Source organism: Paraburkholderia aspalathi (assembly GCF_905220735.1).
Taxonomy (GTDB): Bacteria; Pseudomonadota; Gammaproteobacteria; order Burkholderiales; family Burkholderiaceae; genus Paraburkholderia; species Paraburkholderia aspalathi.
Genome location: NZ_CAJNBA010000014.1, coordinates 16,681 through 35,437, shown reverse-complemented (window position 1 = coordinate 35,437; position 18,757 = coordinate 16,681). Strand labels below are relative to the sequence as shown.

Sequence of the window (18,757 nt, the reverse complement as noted above, 5' to 3'; positions counted from 1 at the left end):
GCTCTTCCATCCACATGCGCTGGCGACGCGCGCAACGCGCGCCGTCAGCGCTTTCCAGCAGGTCCCTCATGGAACACCACTCCCACCCCACCAACACGCCGCCCTCCGCCTACCTCACCTCTCTGATCGAGGCCGCGCTCGAAGCACACCAGGCCGGCCGTCTCGATACCGCCGAGCCTTTCTACCGCGAAGCCCTCGCACTCGACCCAACGCATGCCAAAACGCTGCATTACTTCGGCGTGCTGCAGCATCAGCGCGGCGACCACGCTTTCGCCGCCGAGTTGATGAGCGAAGCGCTCAAACTCGATCGCACTGATGCCGCCTGCTGGAGCAACCGTGGCCTCGTCGCCGCTGCGCTCGGCCATCGCGAAGAAGCGATGATCTGCTATGACCAGGCGCTGCAGTTGCAACCGGATTTCGCCGACGCGCGCAACAACTTCGGTGTCGCGCTGCAAGCGCAAGGCTCATTCGAAGTAGCGATCGAACAGTATCGGCTGGCGTTGGCGGTCAATCCCTCGCTGGCCGACGTACATCTGAATCTCGGCACGGCGCTGAACAAGCTCGGCCGCTACGACGAAGCGCTGGCCTGCTATCAAAACGCGCTGTCGCTCGATCCACAATCGGCGGAAGCGCATTTCAATGCTGGCAATGCGTACAACGCGCAAGGCGATCACGCGGCGGCCATCGCCAGTTTCGAGCGGGCACTGGCACTGCGCGGCGACTATGCCGAGGCTCACATCAACCTGGGCAGCCTGATCGGCAAGCTCGGCGACTACGTCGGCGCCGAATCGCAGTATCGGCGTGCGGTCGCACTCAAGCCGAACCCGACGAATCTGGTTTGCCTCGGCGGCTCGCTTGGCGCGCAGGGTCGCCTCGATGAAGAAGAAGGCTTCTACCGCCACGCACTGTCGCACGATTCCAACTACGCGGACGCGCATCAGGGCCTCGCGTGGCTGTTGCTCAAGCGCGGCGACTACAAGCAGGGTTGGGCCGAATTTGCGAAGCGCTGGCGCAAGAGCGACTACGAGGCGATCGCCGTGCCGGGCGTTGCCGAGTGGCATGGCGAGCCGCTCGACGGGCGCCGTCTGTTGCTGGTCGGCGAACAGGGTTTCGGCGACCATTTCCAGTTCCTGCGCTATGCGCGCGTCCTCGAGCAACTCGGCGCCGCGGTCGATCTTTGTGTGCGCGAGCCGCTTCTGCCGCTGGTCGAACGCATCCCGGGCGTGCATCGCGCGTTCAGCGGCAAGCCTGAAGACCCGTACGATTTCTGGGTGCCGATGATGAGCGTGCCGTCGTGTGTCGGCACCGAACTGTCGACCATTCCCGTGGACGTGCCGTATATGTTCGCCGACAAAGCAAAGATCAAAACATGGCGCAAGCGGGTGGACGCAGCCGGCAAAGCAAAACGCAAAGTGGGCCTGGTGTGGTCCGGCAGCCCGACGTTCGGCAACGATCGTTATCGCTCGATGGCTTTGGCCGCCCTGAGCCCACTAACCGAGCTGAAGGACATCGCGTGGTACGCGCTGCAAAAGGGCGCCGCGCACGCTCAGTTGGCTGATGCGCCTGAAGCTTTCCGCGCCCACGATTTCACCGTAGATCTGAAGAGCTTCGACGACACCGCCGCGCTCATCATGAATCTCGACCTTGTGATCGCCGTGGACACCGGCGTGGCGCACCTGGCGGCCGCACTAGGCAAGCCGGTGTGGGTGTTGCTGCCCGCCAACTCGGACTGGCGCTGGCTCGAAGAGCGCAGCGATTCGCCGTGGTATCCGGCGATGAAGTTGTTCCGGCAGACCAGGTTGGGCGATTGGGCGCCGGTGGTCGAACGCGTATCGGAAGAACTACGCGACGGCGGCCTATAAAACCTGCGCTGCGCAGATTTCAGACGTTTCTGCGCAGCGCTTTCTCAATCCCTTCGAACACACCTTCGTACGCAGACAGAATGCCGCGTCGCCGCGCCTTAAGAACGGCGACGCTGCTGCGCCAGCATGTAAGCGCGCAACAACTTGTTGATGCGCGTTTGATAGCCCGCCCCCTGCTCTTTGAACCAGCTCAGTACATCCGCGTCCAGTCGCATGGTCACAGCCTGTTTCGGCGGAACGTGCAGCTCGGCACGGTCAAAAAAGTCGTCACCCAATTCGGGCACGTCGCTCGTGTCGATTTGCGCGTCACCTGCTTTTGCAAGTCGCTTCCAGTCGGTTCCTGATGCTTTACCCATGATTTCGCCTCTGCTCCTTTTCAGCCATTCCCACGCTACCCACCGTGCCAGTCAATTCCAGACGCTGTACTTGTAGCGTTTGACCTCGTGCTTCGTCGCCTTGCGGGCCGAAATGATACGGATCACATCGGCATTGCGTTCGACGTACACCACCACGCCTACGATGGCGGCCATCCAACCCAGCGCGATCCAGCGTTCCTCGCCGTAGTCTTCCCGCTGGTCTATCGCCGTCAGCACCGGATGATCGAACACGTCGACAGCATCCCGGAAATCGATGCCATGCTTACGAATGTTGATTTGATTCTTGAGTTCGTCCCATTCAAACCGCACACAGCACCTGTATTGACATCTGTACATACATCATAGCACGCACGCGTAGCTATGTCCGCGTGAGCCGCGAGCAGTTTGCGACACACGTCAGCATCGGACTGGCTGTGAAATTACCGGTTCCTGATCTGGCCGAACGGCCTACCCCGGTTAGGACTGTGACCAACCACGCCGCAGATTTCGCAGCGTAAGGCTGAGGTGGGTCTCACCCCGCATCCACCACGAACCCGTGCTGCCGCAAAAGCTGCAGCACGCCCTTGCGGCCACCCAGATGCAACGCGCCGATCGCCACGAACACCGGCTTGTTCGGCCCGGCGACCAGCAGCATCCGCGATACGAAGCGCCGGTTGCGCTCGTACACGATCCGGTTGTCGATCGAATCGGAAATCCGCTTGTCGTGCGCCAGCTTTTCGGACTTCGCGGCTTGCCACGCCGCAATCGCATCGGCATCGCCCACGCGCCACAGACGATGCAACGTCTTCACATCGTCGACGTTTTCCGCGGGCGTCTGCACCAGGTCCTGGGCGAGCATTTCGCGTTGCTGCGCAAGCGTGAGTCCGGTGAACGCACGCATTTGCTGTGGCAACGTCTCGAGCCCGACGATCTTGCCGCGCGTCCTGATATAGACGTTCTGCAATTGCGCTTCCGTGCCGTACTCAGTCTGCAAGCCGGCACTCAACGAATCGTAGGTTTCGACCACCAGTGACGCGAGCCACGGCCGCATCTTCTTGATTTCATCCTGCGCCGCGGGATTGCCGCGCAGGCGCAAGGCCAGTTTGCGCCACAAAGGCTCCGGCAACAGACCTGGCAAACAGTCGCGCCGGCATACGCCGTACTTCGACACATCGTCTTGCGAGACCAGCAGTTCGTCGGGTGAAAGTTCGAGCGCCAGCGTCGGCGAGGCCGCCAGGGCGCCGAGGATCGGCGCGCGGAACGGTTGCCCGGGCGGATAGTCGGCCGGGTCGCCGACATGCAACGTGCCAAGCACGTAAATGGTCGTGGTGCCGCGCGTCGCGACATAGAACGGCATGCGCGCCGGCTGCGCGCGTACCGGACCGCTCGCCGTGGTACCAGGCGTAGCGGGCGGCGGATTGAAGCCGGGCAAGGTGCTGCGTGGCGGCGCCGGCAGACTGGGCACCGGCACCGCCGGCCGCCCCGCCTGAGCGGGCGCATTGGCGGCCGCGCCAGCAGCATGCGCGAGGCCGATCGGCCCTGCGCTCAGGTGAAAAGCAGAACATACGCCGAGGAGCGTGGCACCGGTCAGTGCAAACGCTCCCCAGCGCCGCGCGAAAGCAGTGTGGCGGCCACCATCACGCGAGCGGCGCGCAAGACGACGCGCCGCCACTGCATCAGGCATCCATGTCCCCCACCTCCTCGGCACGGTGACACGACACCTGACGGCCATCCACTTCACGCAACTTCGGTTCTTCGCTGCGGCAACGGTCGATCGCGTACGGGCAGCGCTGATGGAACGTGCAGCCCGACGGCGGATTCAGCGGCGACGGCATTTCGCCTTGCAGCTTGATCTTGATCGTGCGATCCGCTTCGAAGATCGAAGGCGTGGCCGACATCAACGCACGCGTGTACGGATGTCGCGGATTCGAGAAAATCCGCTTCTTGTCGCCAAGCTCCGCCACGCCACCGAAGTACATCACCATCACATCGTCGGCGATATGTTCCACCACCGAAAGATTGTGCGAGATGAACACGTAGCTGGTCTTGAACTGCTCCTGCAGATCCATGAACAGATTGAGAATCTGCGCCTGGATCGACACGTCGAGCGCGGACACCGGTTCATCGGCGACCACGATTTGCGGATCGAGGATCATCGCGCGCGCAATCGCCACACGCTGCCGCTGACCGCCCGAGAACATGTGCGGATAACGCTTGGCATGCTCCGGACGCAGGCCGACCGTGCGCATCATCTGCGCGATCCGTTCGGCGCGTTCGGTCGTGCTCAGTTGCGTGTTGATCGCGAGCGGTTCGCTAAGCGTCTGCTCGACTGTCTTGCGCGGATTCAGCGAGGCAAACGGATTCTGGAACACCATTTGCACGCGCCGCCGCAACGCTGCGATCTTCGCATGATCGGCGCCCGCTACGTCTTCACCGTCGATCAACAGACGGCCCGCGCTGGGCTTTTCGATCATGGTCAGTTGACGTGCGAGGGTGGATTTTCCGCAACCGGATTCACCCACCACCGCCAGAGTCTTGCCGCGTTCGAGCGCAAACGACACGCCGTTCAAAGCCTTGACCGTGCCCTGGCTGAACATGCTGCGCTTCACCGAGTAGTAGCGCGCCAGTTTGTCGGCAACCAGGACGTGATCGCCCGCATGGTCCGACTGGCGCCGCGGTTCGAGTACTGCGTTCATCGTGCGCCTCCATGGGTGTGAACGTTGGCGTCGCCGCTCAGGTTCAGGGGTTTGATGCAGCGCACGCGCGCCACTTCTGCGTGACCTTGCATCGGTGTCAATGCCGGTCGCGCCTTCATGCAGTCGTCGACCACGTACTTGCAGCGCGGTGCGAAGAGACACCCTTTCGGACGATCATCACGCCCCGGCACCATGCCCGGCAGTGCGGCGAGCCGCACCGCGCCGACATTGTGTTCCGGAATCGCCGCCAGCAGCGCTTCCGTGTACGGATGATGCGGCGCCGCGAAGATGTCCGGCACGCGGTTCGTTTCGATCACTTCGCCAGCGTACATGACCGCGACTCGCTGCGCGACCTCGGACACCACCGCCAGATCGTGCGAGATCAGCACGAGCGCCATGCCGCGTTCCTTCTGCAGCTTGATCAGCAGTTCCATGATCTGCGCCTGGATCGTCACGTCGAGCGCGGTGGTCGGTTCGTCGGCGATCAGCAGCTTCGGGTTGCAGGCAATCGCCATCGCGATCATCACGCGCTGGTTCATGCCGCCCGACATCTGATGCGGAAATGAACCGATGCGGCCTTTCGGGTCAGGAATACCGACCTGGTCGAGCAACTCCAGCGCGCGTTTGTCCAACGCACTGCCGCGCAGGCCTTCGTGCAGCTTCAGCACTTCCTTGATCTGATAGCCGACCGTGTAGCTCGGATTCAGACTGGTGAGCGCGTCCTGAAACACCATCGCGATGTCTTTGCCGATGATCTTGCGGCGCTCTTTGGCCGACGCCTTCAGCAGATCCTTGCCGTTGAAGGTGATTTCATCAGCGGTGACTTTGCCGGGCGCGTCGATCAGGCCCATCAGCGCCATCATCGTCACGCTCTTGCCCGAACCCGATTCGCCGACTACGCCGACCACTTCGCCGGGCGCGACATCGAGATTGATCCGATCGACTGCGGGCAGTCCGTTGAAATTCACCGCCAGATTGCGGATGGTCAATAAGTTGCTCATGTCATGCCATCCGTTTCAGTTTGGGATCGAGTGCGTCGCGCAGCCCGTCGCCGAGCAGATTGATCGCGAGCACCGAGATCAGGATGGAAAGACCCGGCATCGTGACGATCCACCAGGCGCTGTCGATATAGTCGCGCGCCGAGGCCAGCATCGCGCCCCACTCCGCCGACGGCGGTTGCACGCCGAGACCGAGGAAGCCGAGCGCGGCAGCATCGAGAATCGCCGACGAAAAACCCAGCGTAGCCTGCACGATCAACGGTGCGGTGCAGTTCGGCAGCACTTGCGAGAACATCAGACGCAGCGTGCCCGCGCCGGCGACGCGCGAAGCCGTCACATATTCCTTCTGCAATTCGCCTTGCGCCGACGCTCGCGTCAAACGCACATAACCCGGCAGCGCGACGATCGCAATCGCCAGCATCGTGTTGACGAGACCCGGGCCGATGATTGCGACCACCGCGACTGCCAGCAGCAGCGAGGGCAACGCGAGCAGCACGTCCATGATGCGCATGATCGGCGTATCGGCCCATTTCTCGAAGAACGCCGCGATCAAGCCAAGCACGATGCCCGGAATCAGCGCGAGCACCACCGAGACGAAGCCGATCCAGAACGACAGCCGCGCGCCGTACATCAGACGCGAGAGGATATCGCGGCCTGCTTCGTCGGTGCCGAGAACGAACTTCCAGTTACCGCCGTCGAGCCAGGCGGGCGGGATCTTCACGGAGTCGCGATACTGCTCGATCGGGCTATGCGGCGCGATCAAGGGCGCGAAGATCGCGATGAAGATCAACACCAGCACGATGATGCCGGCAGCGACCGCACCACGGTTACGCGAGAAATTCGCCCAGAATTCGCGGGCGGCGATGGCGCGGCCGCTGGGCGGCGTTACTGCTGTGGGGACTGTATTTTGAATGTCTGCCATGGTCAGGTTACCTCGTATGGCGAATGCGCGGATTCAGCACGCCGTACAATAGATCGACGACGAGGTTCACAACGATCACCAGCGTAGCGATCATCAGGATACCGCCCTGCACCACTGGATAGTCGCGCCGGCCGATCGCGTCGATCAGCCACTTGCCGATACCTGGCCACGAAAACAGCGTCTCCGTCAGCACGGCGCCTGCGAGCAAGGTGCCGACCTGCAAGCCGATCACGGTCACGACCGGAATCAGCGCATTACGCAATGCATGCACGACGATCACGCGGCCCGGCGACAAACCCTTCGCACGCGCAGTGCGAATGTAATCTTCGCGCAGGACTTCGAGCATCGACGAACGCGTCATGCGCGCGACGACCGCCAGCGGAATCGTGCCGAGCACAATAGCCGGCAAAATCAGATGACTGACCGCGGATTTGAACGCGCCTTCGTCGGTGGACATCAACGCGTCGATCAGCATGAAGCCGGTCACGTGCGGAATGTCGTATTCGACGGCAATGCGGCCCGACACCGGCGTCCAGCCCAGGTCGACGGAAAAAAACATGATGAGGATCAAGCCCCACCAGAAGATCGGCATCGAGTAGCCCGTGAGCGCCGTGCCCATCACGCCGTGATCGACCACCGTGCCGCGCCTGAGCGCCGCGAACACGCCCGAGGGCAAGCCGACGATCAACGCGAACAGCATTGCGCAGATCGACAGTTCGACGGTAGCGGGAAAACGTGCGAGGAATTCGCCCATCACGCTGGTATTGGTGATGATCGAGGTGCCGAGGTCGCCGTGCATGGCGCGACCGATGTAATGAACGTATTGCATCGGCAAGGACTCGTCGAGCCCGAGGCGGTGCATCGCGGCGGCGTGCATGGCGGGATCGACGCCGCGCTCGCCCATCATCACTTCGATGGGGTCGCCCGGTATCAGGTGAATCAGCGCAAACGCGAGGATCGTGATGCCGATGAACGTCGGTATCACCATGCCGATGCGGCGCAAAACAAAGCGGAACATGGTTCGTCCCTATGGTCTTGATGAAGAAAAAACGCAACCGGCGACGAGGGCTTGTGACCCCGGTCGCCGGACCATTTCGACCAGTTTTCTAACCGTGCGAAAAGCTACTGCGTAAGCTTGACTGTATGACTGTTACTTGACGCTGACGCCGTCGAAACGCGCATAACCCAGCGGTTCGATACGCATATCGACCACCTTCTTGCTGACAGGCTGGTACACGGTCGAGTGAGCGATCGGCGAGAACGGCAGTTGCTGCGCGAAGATCTGCTGCGCCTGCATGTAAGCCGTCGTACGTGCGCCCTGATCGGACGTGACGCGCCCCTTCTGGATCAGATCGTCGAACGGCTTATAGCACCACTTCGAGAAGTTGTTGCCGTTCACCGCTTCGCAGCCGAGCAGCGTGCCGAGCCAGTTGTCCGGATCGCCGTTGTCGCCGGTCCAGCCGATCAGCATCGTGTCGTCTTCACCTGCGTGCGCGCGCTTGATGTACTCGCCCCATTCGTACGTGACAATCTTCGCCTTCACGCCGATCTTGGCCCAGTCGGCCTGGATCATTTCCGCCATCAGGCGGGCGTTCGGGTTATAAGCGCGTTGCACCGGCATCGCCCACAGCGTGATGTCGAAACCGTTCGGATAACCGGCCTTGGCCAGCAGCGCCTTGGCCTTGTCCGAATCGAAGGATGCGCCCTTCAGGTTCTTGTCGTACGACCATTGGGTCGGAGGCATCGGGTTCGTCGCGGACTGGCCTGCGCCTTGATACACCGACTCGATGATCGCCTTCTTGTTGATCGCCATGTCGAGCGCCTGACGCACCTCGAGCTTGTCGACCGGCTTGTGCGTCACGTTGTACGCGAGATAGCCCAAGTTGAAGCCCGGTTGCGACGGCATGTCGATATTCGCTTCAGCCTTCAGCGGTGCGATGTCGGCCGGACGCGGATAGCTCATCACCTGGCATTCGTCGCGCTTGATCTTTTGCACGCGCACGCCGGCGTCCGGCGTGATCGAGAAGATCAGCTTCGAGATCTTCACCGCGTTCGGCTTCCAGTAATCCGGATTGCCGTCGAAGCGGATCGTCGCGTCTTTCGTGTAGCTGCGGAAGATGAACGGACCCGTGCCGACCGGGTACTGGTTGATGTCGGCGGCCTTGCCGGCCTTCATCAACTGGTCGCCGTATTCACCCGACAGAATCGACGCGTATTCCATCGCCAGATTCTGAATGAACGGCGCGTTGACTTCCTTCAGCGTGAACTTGACCGTGTACGGATCGACCTTTTCGACGCTGGTGATCAGCTTGTCGAGGCCCATGTCGGTGAAGTACGGGAACTGCACCGGGTAAGCTTTGTGGAAGGCCGAGTTCGGATCCAGCATGCGCTGGAACGTGAACACGACGTCGTCCGCATTGAATTCGCGCGTTGGCTTGAAGAACGACGTGGTCTGGAACTTCACGCCATGACGCAGGTGGAACGTGTACGTCTTGCCGTCCGCGGAGACTTCCCATTTTTCGGCGAGGCCCGGCTCGACCTTGGTGCCGCCGCGCTCGAATTCGACGAGGCGGTTGTAGACGGTGAACGTGTTAGCCGTGAAATCGGTGCCCGTGGTGTACTGGGCCGGATCGAAACCCGCAGGGCTGCCTTCTGAGCAGTAGACGAGTGTTTTGTTCGGAATCTCGGCATGCGCGCTCGTAGCGCCCAGCATCGATGCCGCTGCAGCTGCGACGAGCGTCGTAACACGCGCGGCGCGCAACAGGTTGTTTTGCTTCATGTTTCCTCCAGGTTCGGGGCCGGCTTCCGCCGGCGTAGCGCGATCTTACTTGAGCTTGGCTCACAGCAACAAGCGGAGGAAAATACCCCTGTTGACGATCGGAAACAGTTAGGGCATGTGGGCGGCCGTACGCCGGCGCTGGCCGGAGCGTACGGCAGTTGCGAGGCGAGGCGGGTTCGACCGGAAAACCACCCGCCTGCTCTTACTTCAGGCCGACGTTCAAGAATTGCGTCGGGCCGAACGGGTCGATCTTGAAGCCCGTGACGTTCTTGCTGATGGGCTGATACACCGTGGAATGGGCGATTGGCGTGAACGGCACCTGCTCCTTGAAGATTTCCTGGGCTTCCGTATAAGCCTTGGTGCGCTCGGCAAGATCGGTCGTGCCGCGACCCTTCCGGATCAGATCGTCGTAAGGCTTGTAGCACCATTTGGAAAAATTACTGCCGTTCACCGCGTCGCAGCCGAGCAATACGCCCAGCCAGTTATCCGGATCGCCATAGTCGCCGGTCCAGCCGATCAGCATTGCCTCATGCTCGCCCGAATGACCGCGGCGAATATATTCACCCCATTCGTAAGTAGCGATCTTCACCTTGACGCCGATCTTCGCCCAATCCGCCTGCAGCATTTCCGCCATCAGACGCGCGTTCGGGTTGTAAGGCCGCTGAACCGGCATGGCCCACAGCGTCAGATCGAAGCCGTCGGGGTAGCCCGCCTCCTTGAGGAGCGCTTTCGCTTTGTCGACGTCGTACGGGGCGTCCTTCAGATTCTTGTCGTAACCCCATTGCGTCGGCGGCATCGGATTGGTCGCCGCCTGGCCGGCGCCCTGATACACCGATTCGATAATCGCTTTCTTGTTGATCGACATATCAAGCGCGCGGCGCACCATCAGATTGTCGAGCGGCTTCTTGGTGTTGTTGTACGCGATATAGCCGAGATTGAAACCGACCTGACTCGGAATAGCGAGCGATGCATCGGCTTTAACCGCTGGAATATCGCCGGGGCGCGGATACGACATCACCTGGCACTCACCGCGCTTCAATTTTTGCAACCGTACGGCCGGGTCGACGGTAATCGCGAATATCAGCTTGCTGATTCGGACGACGCCCGGTTTCCAGTAATCGGGATTGCCGTCAAACCGAATTGAATCGTCCTTCGTATAGCTGCGGAAAATGAATGGACCGGTACCGACCGGATATAGATTCATATCGGACGCTTTACCTGCTTTCAGTAACTGATCGGCGTATTCAGCCGACAAAATCGACGCAAACGGCATTGCGATCTGCTGCAAAAACGGCGCATCGACTTCCTTCAGCGTGAAACGCACCGTATACGGATCGAGCTTCTCAACCTTGGTGATGTTTTTCGCGAGGCCAAGGTCGGTGAAATACGGAAACGGCACTGCGTAGGCTTTGCGGAACGGCTGTTCCGGATCGAGCATCCGCTGATAAGTAAAGACGACGTCGTCAGCGTTGAATTCGCGAGTGGGCTTGAAGAACGAGGTGGTCTGGAACTTCACGCCGTGCCGCAGGTGGAAAGTGTAGGTCAGGCCGTCCTGCGATACGTCCCATTTCTCGGCAAGGCCAGGCTCGATATCGGTACTGCCGTGCGCGAACTCGATCAGCCGGTTATAGACCGTGTACGAGCCGGCGGTGAATTCCACGCTGGTGGTGAACTGGGCGGTGTCGAAACCCGCCGGACTGCCTTCGGAGCAAAACACGAGGGTTTTGTCGGGCAGCGTGGCCGCGTCGGCTACGGCGGGCGCGAGGCCGGCAGCCAGCACCGCACAGGCGCTCAAGACTGGCAAACAGGTATGGCGAACTGCAAACAGCAATCGGGATACTGTCATCACGTTCTCCGCACAGCAGCCAAGTCAGCTGCGCTTCGATCATAGACAGTGCAAAAATCGGGTTCAATGCGGGCTTACGCTTCGCAAGAAACGCCCCAATGGGCATGTTTGTTGCGTCGCAGCAGGATGTGATGCCTGACGCGGAGCTCGGATTGCCCGCGCCGCTGGCGCTGCACTGCACTGCACGCCGGTGCAACGTAAGGCACAGAATGCGCGGGCACATTTCAGGCGCGAGGCGCGGCCGCGTCGGATTTCACCCACATAAAAAAAACGCGCGGCAGGTAAGCCGCGCGGTTTCTGGACAACGGCGCCTAAAGTTTAAGCGCCCAGCCGTTCGCAGATCGCCTTGGTCGCCGCGGCGCCATTGAGCGTGTAGAAGTGCAGGCCCGGCACCTTCGCCTCGATGAGACGCCCGCACAGGTCGGTCACCACGTCCAGCCCAAAGGCGCGAATCGACTCGCGGTCATCGCCGAAGCTTTCCAGACGGCGCGCGACCCAACGCGGCACTTCCGCACCGCACATCTCGGAGAAACGCATCAGCTGCGAGAAGTTCGTGATCGGCATGATGCCCGGCACGATCGGCACGTCGACGCCGAGCTTCCGCGCGTCGTCGACGAAGCGGAAGTACGCATCCGCGTTGAAGAAGTACTGCGTGATCGCCGAATTGGCGCCGGCCTTCACCTTGTGGGCGAAGTTTTCCAGATCGTGACGCGGCGAGCGCGACTGCGGGTGGTACTCCGGATAGCCGGCCACCTCGATCCAGAACCAGTCGCCGAATTCGGCGCGGATAAAGCTCACCAGTTCCGACGCGTAACGCAGTTCGCCGACTTCGCCCATGCCGGACGGCAGATCGCCGCGCAGCGCGACGATATGGCGGATGCCATGCGCGCGGTACTCGTTGAGGATCGCGCGCAGGCTCTCTTTCGAGGAGCCGATGCAGGAGACGTGGGGCGCCGCTTCGAGCCCTTCCTTCGCCATTTCGACGACGGTGTCGAGCGTGCCCTGTTGCGTCGAGCCGCCGGCGCCGAACGTGACAGACACGAACTTGGGCTTGAGCGACGCAAGCTGCCCGCGGGTGGCGCGCAGCTTGTCGACGCCTTCCTGCGTTTTCGGCGGGAAGAATTCGAATGAAAGTTCGATCGGGTTCATGATTCAGTAGATCAACCGAGACTGCGGTTGCCGAAAATAAGCGCGGACAGCAGCCAGGAAACGATGCTGTACAGAATCGAGCCGAAGAAGGCCGACCAGAAACCCGACACCTCGAATCCCTTCAGCAGCGACGCGCACAGCCAGAAGCACAGCGCATTGACCACCAGAATGAAGAGTCCGAGCGTGACGATCGTGACGGGCAGCGTCAACAGGATCAGCACCGGACGCAGGATCGTATTGATCAATCCGAGCACCACCGCGACGATCAAGGCGGTGCCGAAACTACGGATATGAATCGACGGTACGAGGTAGGTGATGATCAGGAGCGCAAGCGCGTTGATCAGCCAGGTCAGCAGCACGGTCATGTAGAGCTCCTTTGGCAGGGTGTCCGTTTGAACGGAAACGGGCGAGCATGGCGAACAAAGCGGCGCCTTACGCGCCGCCTCGTCGTCAAACTGTCATGCTTTAAAACCGCCCGCGCGCTTGATGCTACTTAGTAGCGGTAGTGGTTCGGCTTGAACGGACCGTTCTTGTCGACGCTGATATAGCTAGCCTGATAGTCCGACAGCACCGTCAGTTCCGCGCCGATACGGCCCAGATGCAGACGCGCCACCTTTTCATCAAGGTGCTTCGGCAACACGTAGACCTTGTTTTCATACTTGTCGCCGTGCACGAACAGTTCGATCTGCGCGATCGTCTGGTTCGTAAACGATGCCGACATCACGAACGACGGATGGCCCGTTGCGCAACCCAGATTCACCAGACGCCCTTCAGCCAGCAGGATGACGCGCTTGCCGTCCGGGAAAATGATGTGGTCGACTTGCGGCTTGATGTTTTCCCACTGGTACTTGCGCGTCGAGGCAACGTCGATTTCCGAATCGAAGTGACCGATGTTGCAGACAATCGCGTTGTTGCGCATGGCAGCCATATGATCGTGGCCGATCACGTGGAAATTGCCCGTTGCCGTCACGAAGATGTCGGCCTTGTCCGCCGCGTATTCCATCGTCACGACGCGATAGCCTTCCATCGCTGCCTGCAACGCGCAGATCGGATCGATTTCCGTGACCCACACCGTCGCGCCGAGACCGCGCAGCGATTGCGCGCAGCCCTTGCCCACGTCGCCATAACCCGCCACGACCGCGATCTTGCCCGCGATCATCACGTCGGTTGCGCGCTTGATACCGTCGACCAGCGACTCGCGGCAGCCATACAGGTTGTCGAATTTCGACTTCGTGACCGAATCGTTCACGTTGATGGCCGGGAACGGCAGGCGCCCTTCCTTTTCCATCTGATACAGACGGTGCACGCCGGTCGTGGTTTCTTCGGTCACGCCCTTGATGTGCACGAGACGCGTGGAGTACCACACCGGATCGGCGTCGAGATGCTTGGCGATCGACTTGTACAGCGCGACTTCTTCTTCGTTTTCCGGCTTCGAGATCACCGAACGGTCTTTCTCAGCCTTCGAGCCGAGGATCAGCAGCAACGTGGCGTCGCCGCCGTCGTCGAGGATCATGTTGGCGAATTCGCCATTCGGCCATTCGAAAATGCGGTGCGAGAATTCCCAGTATTCGTCGAGCGACTCGCCCTTGAACGCGAACACCGGCACGCCGCCTTGCGCAATCGCGGCGGCTGCATGATCCTGCGTCGAGAAGATGTTGCACGATGCCCAGCGCACGTCCGCGCCGAGTGCCGTCAGGGTTTCGATCAGCACGCCGGTTTGAATCGTCATGTGCAGCGAACCCGCGATACGCGCGCCCTTCAGCGGCTGCGAGCTCTTGTATTCCTCGCGCGTCTGCATGAGGCCGGGCATTTCGGTTTCAGCGATATTCAGTTCCTTGCGGCCCCAGGCTGCAAGCGACATATCGGCGACGAGGAAATCTTGCTTTGAATCGAGAACTGCGGCGTTCATCACGCCCTCCTTTCTAAAAAATTGACTAGAAATTTGACGTGAGCGCGGTTCGATGCGGTGGATGGGAGCGCAATGCGCATCCTGGCCCTCCGATTGAAGCCTCCGAGCCTGGCGGGCGGCCAGCGAATATGCTGATTCGCGGTACCCGTCGCAACGCTCCTCGAAGACGAACGGCGATTGTAGCAAATCGAGATGGCTTCGGGGTGGTGCCGGGTGGGTGATTACGCGGCGTGATTCGGGAGGGCAGAGGCGGCTGGCACGGTAGCGACGCTGGCCGTGCGCAACTGCTCGATGCCCGCGCGGGCGGTTTCGAGAAACTGCCTCGAAAAACGGAACGCGTCGGCCACGTCGGCGGGATCCGGTGTCTGCAAACCAAGAACGATACGGAAATAGCGTTCGGCGTGAATGCCCGCGTGGTAATGCATACGCACGCGTTTCGCGTCATCCAGGCGCCTGTTGCCGAAAATGTCGCGCAGAGCCCATGAAAACGCGCCGTCTTCGCCACCGATGCGGCGGAACGCGTCGTCCATCGGAAATCCGCCAAGCGCGGCATACACCGCGCGGCGGATGATCAGGCTGCTCGGTACCGTATTGCTAAGCGTCGCGGCGTGCTGGGCGAAGTCACCATGCCCGGTGAGCTCAGCCGGAAAATCCGTGTACTCGACGTCGAGTCGCACGGACACTTCATTCGGGTTCTGCGTAAGAAACGCGCTCGCGGCGGCCAGCGCGCCGGGCAGGTATTCGTCGTCGGCGTCGAGGAAAGCGAGCAGAGAGTGAGCCGCATGCATCGCGCCCCAGTTGCGCGCCCGAGCCGGGCCGCCGTTGTACGGCATCTGCAGCAAGCACACACGTGCGTCGAGACGCCCGTAATGAGCGACCACGTCGGCGGATGCATCGGTCGAGCCGTCGTCCACCACAATGATCTGCGCGGGTTCCGGCTGAATCAGGCAACTTTGGAGCGCACGGCCGAGCGTCGCCGCGCCGTTGTAGCAGGGAATGATGATCGAAATGGACGTCATGAATTGAAACGGGCGCTGCGGGCCAAACGGTAGAGAACCGTCGATGGTAGCCCGCTTCCCGTCGGGTCCATCCTGGAAAAGCGGCGTGCGCGGCCGTGCCGACCAACGCACTGCGCGCAAACGGCGTCGACACGAAACGCCATTCGCCTGCCCCTCAACATAAATACGATGACTTACAATCGCTCGGGTCATTCCAAATTGGAATTCTGGAGCCTGAGATCGTGGAACTACGCGCGCTGCGGTACTTCGTCGAAGTGGTCCGTCAACAGAGCTTCACCGTCGCCGCCGAGCAGATGTTCGTCACGCAGCCGACCATCAGCAAGATGGTCAAGTCGCTGGAAGACGAAATCGGCTCGCCGCTGCTGCTACGCGACGGGCGCCAGATGGTGCTGACCGACGCCGGCCGGATCGTCTATCAGCGCGGTCAGGATGTGCTGGCCGCGCACGCGCAGTTGCAGGCCGAGTTGAATGACCTCGACACGCTCGGCCGCGGCGAGCTGACCATCGGCATTCCGCCGATGGGCGGCTCGCTGTTCACGCCGGCCATCGCCGCCTTCCGCCAGCGCTACCCAAAAATCGAGCTGAAGCTGTTCGAGCAGGGTTCGCGCGCGATCGAGACCGCACTGATCCACGGCGAGCTGGAATTAGGCGGCGTGTTACAGCCGGTCGACCCGGAAAACATCGAGGTGCTGCCGATGACCCGGCAATTGCTGTGGCTGGTCGCCCGCACCGGCTCGCGCTGGGACGATCTGCACGAAGTGCCGCTCGTCGAGCTCGCCAACGAGCCATTCGTGTTTTACGGCGAGAGCCTCGCGCTCAACGACGTCGTGCTGAACGCGTGCCGCACCGCCGGCTTTGCGCCGACCATCGTCGGGCGCAGCGGCCACTGGGATTTCATGGCCGCGCTGGTGCTGGCCGGTGTCGGTATCGCGCTGTTGCCGGCGCCGTACTGCCGGCGGCTCGACGCGGCGCAGTTCACCTGCCGACCCGTGGTGGAACCGGAGATTCCGTGGGAAATGGCAATCGGCTGGCGCCGCAATGGCTACCTGTCACACGCGGCGCGCGCGTGGCTGGAGGTGGCGCGCGAGACGCTGCCGGGCCAGGCCGGTGACGATTTCATGCTGGGGCCGGGCATCGGCGTGTCCGGCATCACTGCGCCCATTCAGACACCACCGTCGGAAACGCGACCGGCTAAGTGACGACATGCGGCCCGGTGTGAACCGGGCGGCATGCCTTCCTAGCTAAGCCGACCTTGACGGCTTGGCTCAAAAGTCCACCTCAGAAGCCTGTCGAGGGTGCATCTCAGCGGGTTATCTCCAAGGTTCACTAAGCCCCATCATTACTGCTGCGCGACAAACTCGATGCGGCGATTGGCAAAACGGCCGCTCGCCGTGTCGTTGCTCGCGACCGGATTGGCATCGCCATAACCTTGCGCGACCAGCGAATCCGCCGGCACACCCGTCTTCACGAGATACGCGCGAACCGCTTCGGCGCGCTTCTTCGACAGTTGCAGATTGCCTTGTGCACCGCCGACATTGTCCGAATAGCCGGCTACTTCGAGCTTGGCCGTCTTGCCGTCGCGCGCGCAGGCATTCAACACTTGCGCCGACTGATTCAGATCTTCCAGCGCCGAGGCCGGCACGCGAGCACCGGCGCTTGCGAAGTTGATCACCTGCAGGTTCAGCACCTTGACCACGTCTGCTGTCACGCACGAACTATCCGGCGCGAGGAGGCCCTTGATCGCGCTGCGGAAGTTTTCCGTTGCGTTGGCGACCGCCTGTTCGACGTTGAACGAACCGATCTGATACGAGGCGCCGAACAGAGATTTGAGTTTGTCGAGCCAGCCGAGCTTCGCGTTTGCCGCGCTGCCGCTCAGTTCGATGTGCACGCCACCCACTTTCACCTCGGCGCCCGGCAATGCCATCAGCGGCAGCAGGCCGTCCAGATGAACGAGCCAGTCGGCTTGCTTGGTGTCCTGATCGACGGTGACGTTCGCGACGAAACGGTCAGCGCCGAAGTGCTTTGTCAGCGCGTCGATTAGTTGGGTCTTTTCGGCTTCGCTGCCAACCGTGGCGGTGAGCGTCGGCTTGCCGGCGGGGTCGACTGTGAAGCTGAGTTGGCTGTCTTTGGTCGGCGCGGGCGCGGCGGCAGGTTGCTGCGTGTCGCTGGCGGCGCTTGCTGCGACGGCACTGGCGGCAGGCGTCGAAGCAGCGACATCAGCGGCCGCGGGCGCGGCGGCCGAAGCCCCAGCCAGTGCGGAAGCGGGCTGCACGGTTGCCGCGGCTTCCGCACTACTGCGCTCACCGCTTTGTTCGCCTCGTTTCTCGCCATGGCAACCACGCAGGAACAGGAAAGCCAGCACCGCGGCAATCGCCGCGAGCAGCCACCACACCCACTTGCGCGGACGGCGTTCTTCGCGCACCACCGCGTCGGCCGGCACGCGGATGCTCGACATGGCTTCGGCCACGGGTTTGGCAGCAGGCGTCGGATGATCGATGTGCGCCGAGACCGCTTTCAGCTGCGACAGAATATTGCCGGTGAACGCGCCGAGTCCGCTCAGCCCAAGGCCGGCCATCAGACGATCGTTCAGGTACGGCGCAATGGCCGGCAGTTGATGGCCGAGCAGCGTCGGCAACTGGCCGACATTGCCCTGACCTTCGAGAAAATGCCGCTTCAGCAAACCCAGCAACGTAGCGCCGACGATGCCCGTCATGGCGTGCGTTGCATGCGCCGGGACGCCGGTTTGGGTGGCCACCTCGTCGCTGAGCGTGTCGACGCGGCGATCGAATGCGCGCTCGAGCAATTGCCGCCCCACGCCTTCCAGCTGGCTCACGCCGGTAGTGGTACCGAGCAGTTGCGGCAACTGCTCGGCGATGTGGCCGTTCACCTCAGGCAAGAGAATCGTTGCGAACAGCGAACGCGCGCCATCGAGCGTCGCGCCCTTCTGCATCAGACCGGCCACCAGCGCCGGGCCGGTTGTTGCAAGCACCTTCTGGGTCGCGTCCGGCGGCAGCCCGAAGCGGGCCGCCATCTGTCGCACGACACCGTCCGTCAACGCGGACTGAATCAGCTGAATCACATTGATACTCATCGCTTCGCTTCCTTGATTTCCCGAACGCATCACCTGACGCGTCCTTTTTCGCGGCGCGATTATAGGTTTGTGGAAATCTCATAAACGAAGCGGCACAATTTATGACGAATTAGCCGACGTTCGCCAAAAT

Annotated in this window: 16 protein-coding genes and 1 riboswitch; of the genes, 2 read left to right on the top strand and 14 right to left on the bottom strand. The window is 61.7% G+C overall.

All coding sequences use genetic code 11. The features are described from left to right. The first annotated feature begins 68 nt into the window (after nt 1-68). Nucleotides 69-1,862 carry a tetratricopeptide repeat protein gene (locus tag KHO30_RS37075; RefSeq protein ID WP_211703904.1) on the top strand — a complete coding sequence of 598 codons (1,794 nt, stop codon included), beginning with the start codon at nt 69-71 and terminating at the stop codon, nt 1,860-1,862. Nucleotides 1,863-1,960: 98 nt separating this feature from the next. On the opposite strand, the gene KHO30_RS37070 is transcribed toward KHO30_RS37075, so the two are convergent. The 13 genes from KHO30_RS37070 to KHO30_RS37010 form a co-directional block, all read right to left on the bottom strand. Beyond that, entirely contained in the window at nt 1,961-2,218 is a 258-nt protein-coding gene (locus KHO30_RS37070) for a BrnA antitoxin family protein (RefSeq protein ID WP_093640970.1), read from the bottom strand. A gap of 51 nt (nt 2,219-2,269) precedes the next feature. Further along, nucleotides 2,270-2,548 carry a BrnT family toxin gene (locus tag KHO30_RS37065; protein ID WP_093640967.1) on the bottom strand — a complete coding sequence of 93 codons (279 nt, stop codon included), beginning with the start codon at nt 2,546-2,548 and terminating at the stop codon, nt 2,270-2,272. Nucleotides 2,549-2,750: 202 nt separating this feature from the next. Beyond that, nucleotides 2,751-3,902, bottom strand: coding sequence for a TraB/GumN family protein (locus KHO30_RS37060; RefSeq protein ID WP_211703903.1), 1,152 nt, complete (start codon nt 3,900-3,902; stop codon nt 2,751-2,753). After that, nucleotides 3,895-4,914, bottom strand: a complete 1,020-nt coding sequence (locus KHO30_RS37055) for a peptide ABC transporter ATP-binding protein (RefSeq protein ID WP_093640961.1) — start codon at nt 4,912-4,914, stop codon at nt 3,895-3,897. Before KHO30_RS37055 ends, KHO30_RS37060 begins: the two co-directional genes overlap by 8 nt. After that, complete coding sequence (locus KHO30_RS37050; RefSeq protein WP_054040839.1) at nt 4,911-5,915, bottom strand: ABC transporter ATP-binding protein; 1,005 nt, start codon at nt 5,913-5,915, stop codon at nt 4,911-4,913. Before KHO30_RS37050 ends, KHO30_RS37055 begins: the two co-directional genes overlap by 4 nt. Before the next feature lies 1 nt (nt 5,916). Next, complete coding sequence (locus KHO30_RS37045; protein WP_200620603.1) at nt 5,917-6,834, bottom strand: ABC transporter permease subunit; 918 nt, start codon at nt 6,832-6,834, stop codon at nt 5,917-5,919. A gap of 7 nt (nt 6,835-6,841) precedes the next feature. Further along, nucleotides 6,842-7,852, bottom strand: coding sequence for an ABC transporter permease subunit (locus KHO30_RS37040; RefSeq protein ID WP_093640952.1), 1,011 nt, complete (start codon nt 7,850-7,852; stop codon nt 6,842-6,844). A 132-nt stretch (nt 7,853-7,984) separates the two neighbouring features. After that, the gene (locus tag KHO30_RS37035; protein ID WP_093640949.1) at nt 7,985-9,613 is read right to left on the bottom strand and encodes an ABC transporter substrate-binding protein; all 1,629 of its coding nucleotides are present in this window, start codon (nt 9,611-9,613) and stop codon (nt 7,985-7,987) included. A gap of 202 nt (nt 9,614-9,815) precedes the next feature. Next, the gene (locus KHO30_RS37030) at nt 9,816-11,459 is read right to left on the bottom strand and encodes an ABC transporter substrate-binding protein (RefSeq protein WP_211703902.1); all 1,644 of its coding nucleotides are present in this window, start codon (nt 11,457-11,459) and stop codon (nt 9,816-9,818) included. A 318-nt stretch (nt 11,460-11,777) separates the two neighbouring features. After that, complete coding sequence (gene metF / locus KHO30_RS37025) at nt 11,778-12,608, bottom strand: methylenetetrahydrofolate reductase [NAD(P)H] (protein ID WP_093640943.1); 831 nt, start codon at nt 12,606-12,608, stop codon at nt 11,778-11,780. Between the two features lie 11 nt (nt 12,609-12,619). Then, entirely contained in the window at nt 12,620-12,973 is a 354-nt protein-coding gene (locus KHO30_RS37020; protein WP_054040830.1) for a phage holin family protein, read from the bottom strand. Nucleotides 12,974-13,101: 128 nt separating this feature from the next. Then, nucleotides 13,102-14,517 (bottom strand): adenosylhomocysteinase, encoded by a 1,416-nt coding sequence (gene ahcY, locus KHO30_RS37015; protein ID WP_211703901.1) that lies wholly within the window; start codon nt 14,515-14,517, stop codon nt 13,102-13,104. A 33-nt stretch (nt 14,518-14,550) separates the two neighbouring features. After that, a riboswitch (S-adenosyl-L-homocysteine riboswitch) is annotated at nt 14,551-14,685 on the bottom strand. A gap of 53 nt (nt 14,686-14,738) precedes the next feature. After that, the gene (locus tag KHO30_RS37010; protein WP_211703900.1) at nt 14,739-15,536 is read right to left on the bottom strand and encodes a glycosyltransferase family 2 protein; all 798 of its coding nucleotides are present in this window, start codon (nt 15,534-15,536) and stop codon (nt 14,739-14,741) included. A gap of 221 nt (nt 15,537-15,757) precedes the next feature. Between KHO30_RS37010 and KHO30_RS37005 the strand changes: the two genes are divergently transcribed. Beyond that, nucleotides 15,758-16,735 (top strand): LysR family transcriptional regulator, encoded by a 978-nt coding sequence (locus KHO30_RS37005; RefSeq protein WP_200653127.1) that lies wholly within the window; start codon nt 15,758-15,760, stop codon nt 16,733-16,735. A gap of 140 nt (nt 16,736-16,875) precedes the next feature. On the opposite strand, the gene KHO30_RS37000 is transcribed toward KHO30_RS37005, so the two are convergent. Continuing rightward, on the bottom strand, nt 16,876-18,627 hold the full coding sequence (locus tag KHO30_RS37000; RefSeq protein WP_211703899.1) for an OmpA family protein: 1,752 nt from the start codon (nt 18,625-18,627) through the stop codon (nt 16,876-16,878). Nucleotides 18,628-18,757: the final 130 nt, after the last annotated feature.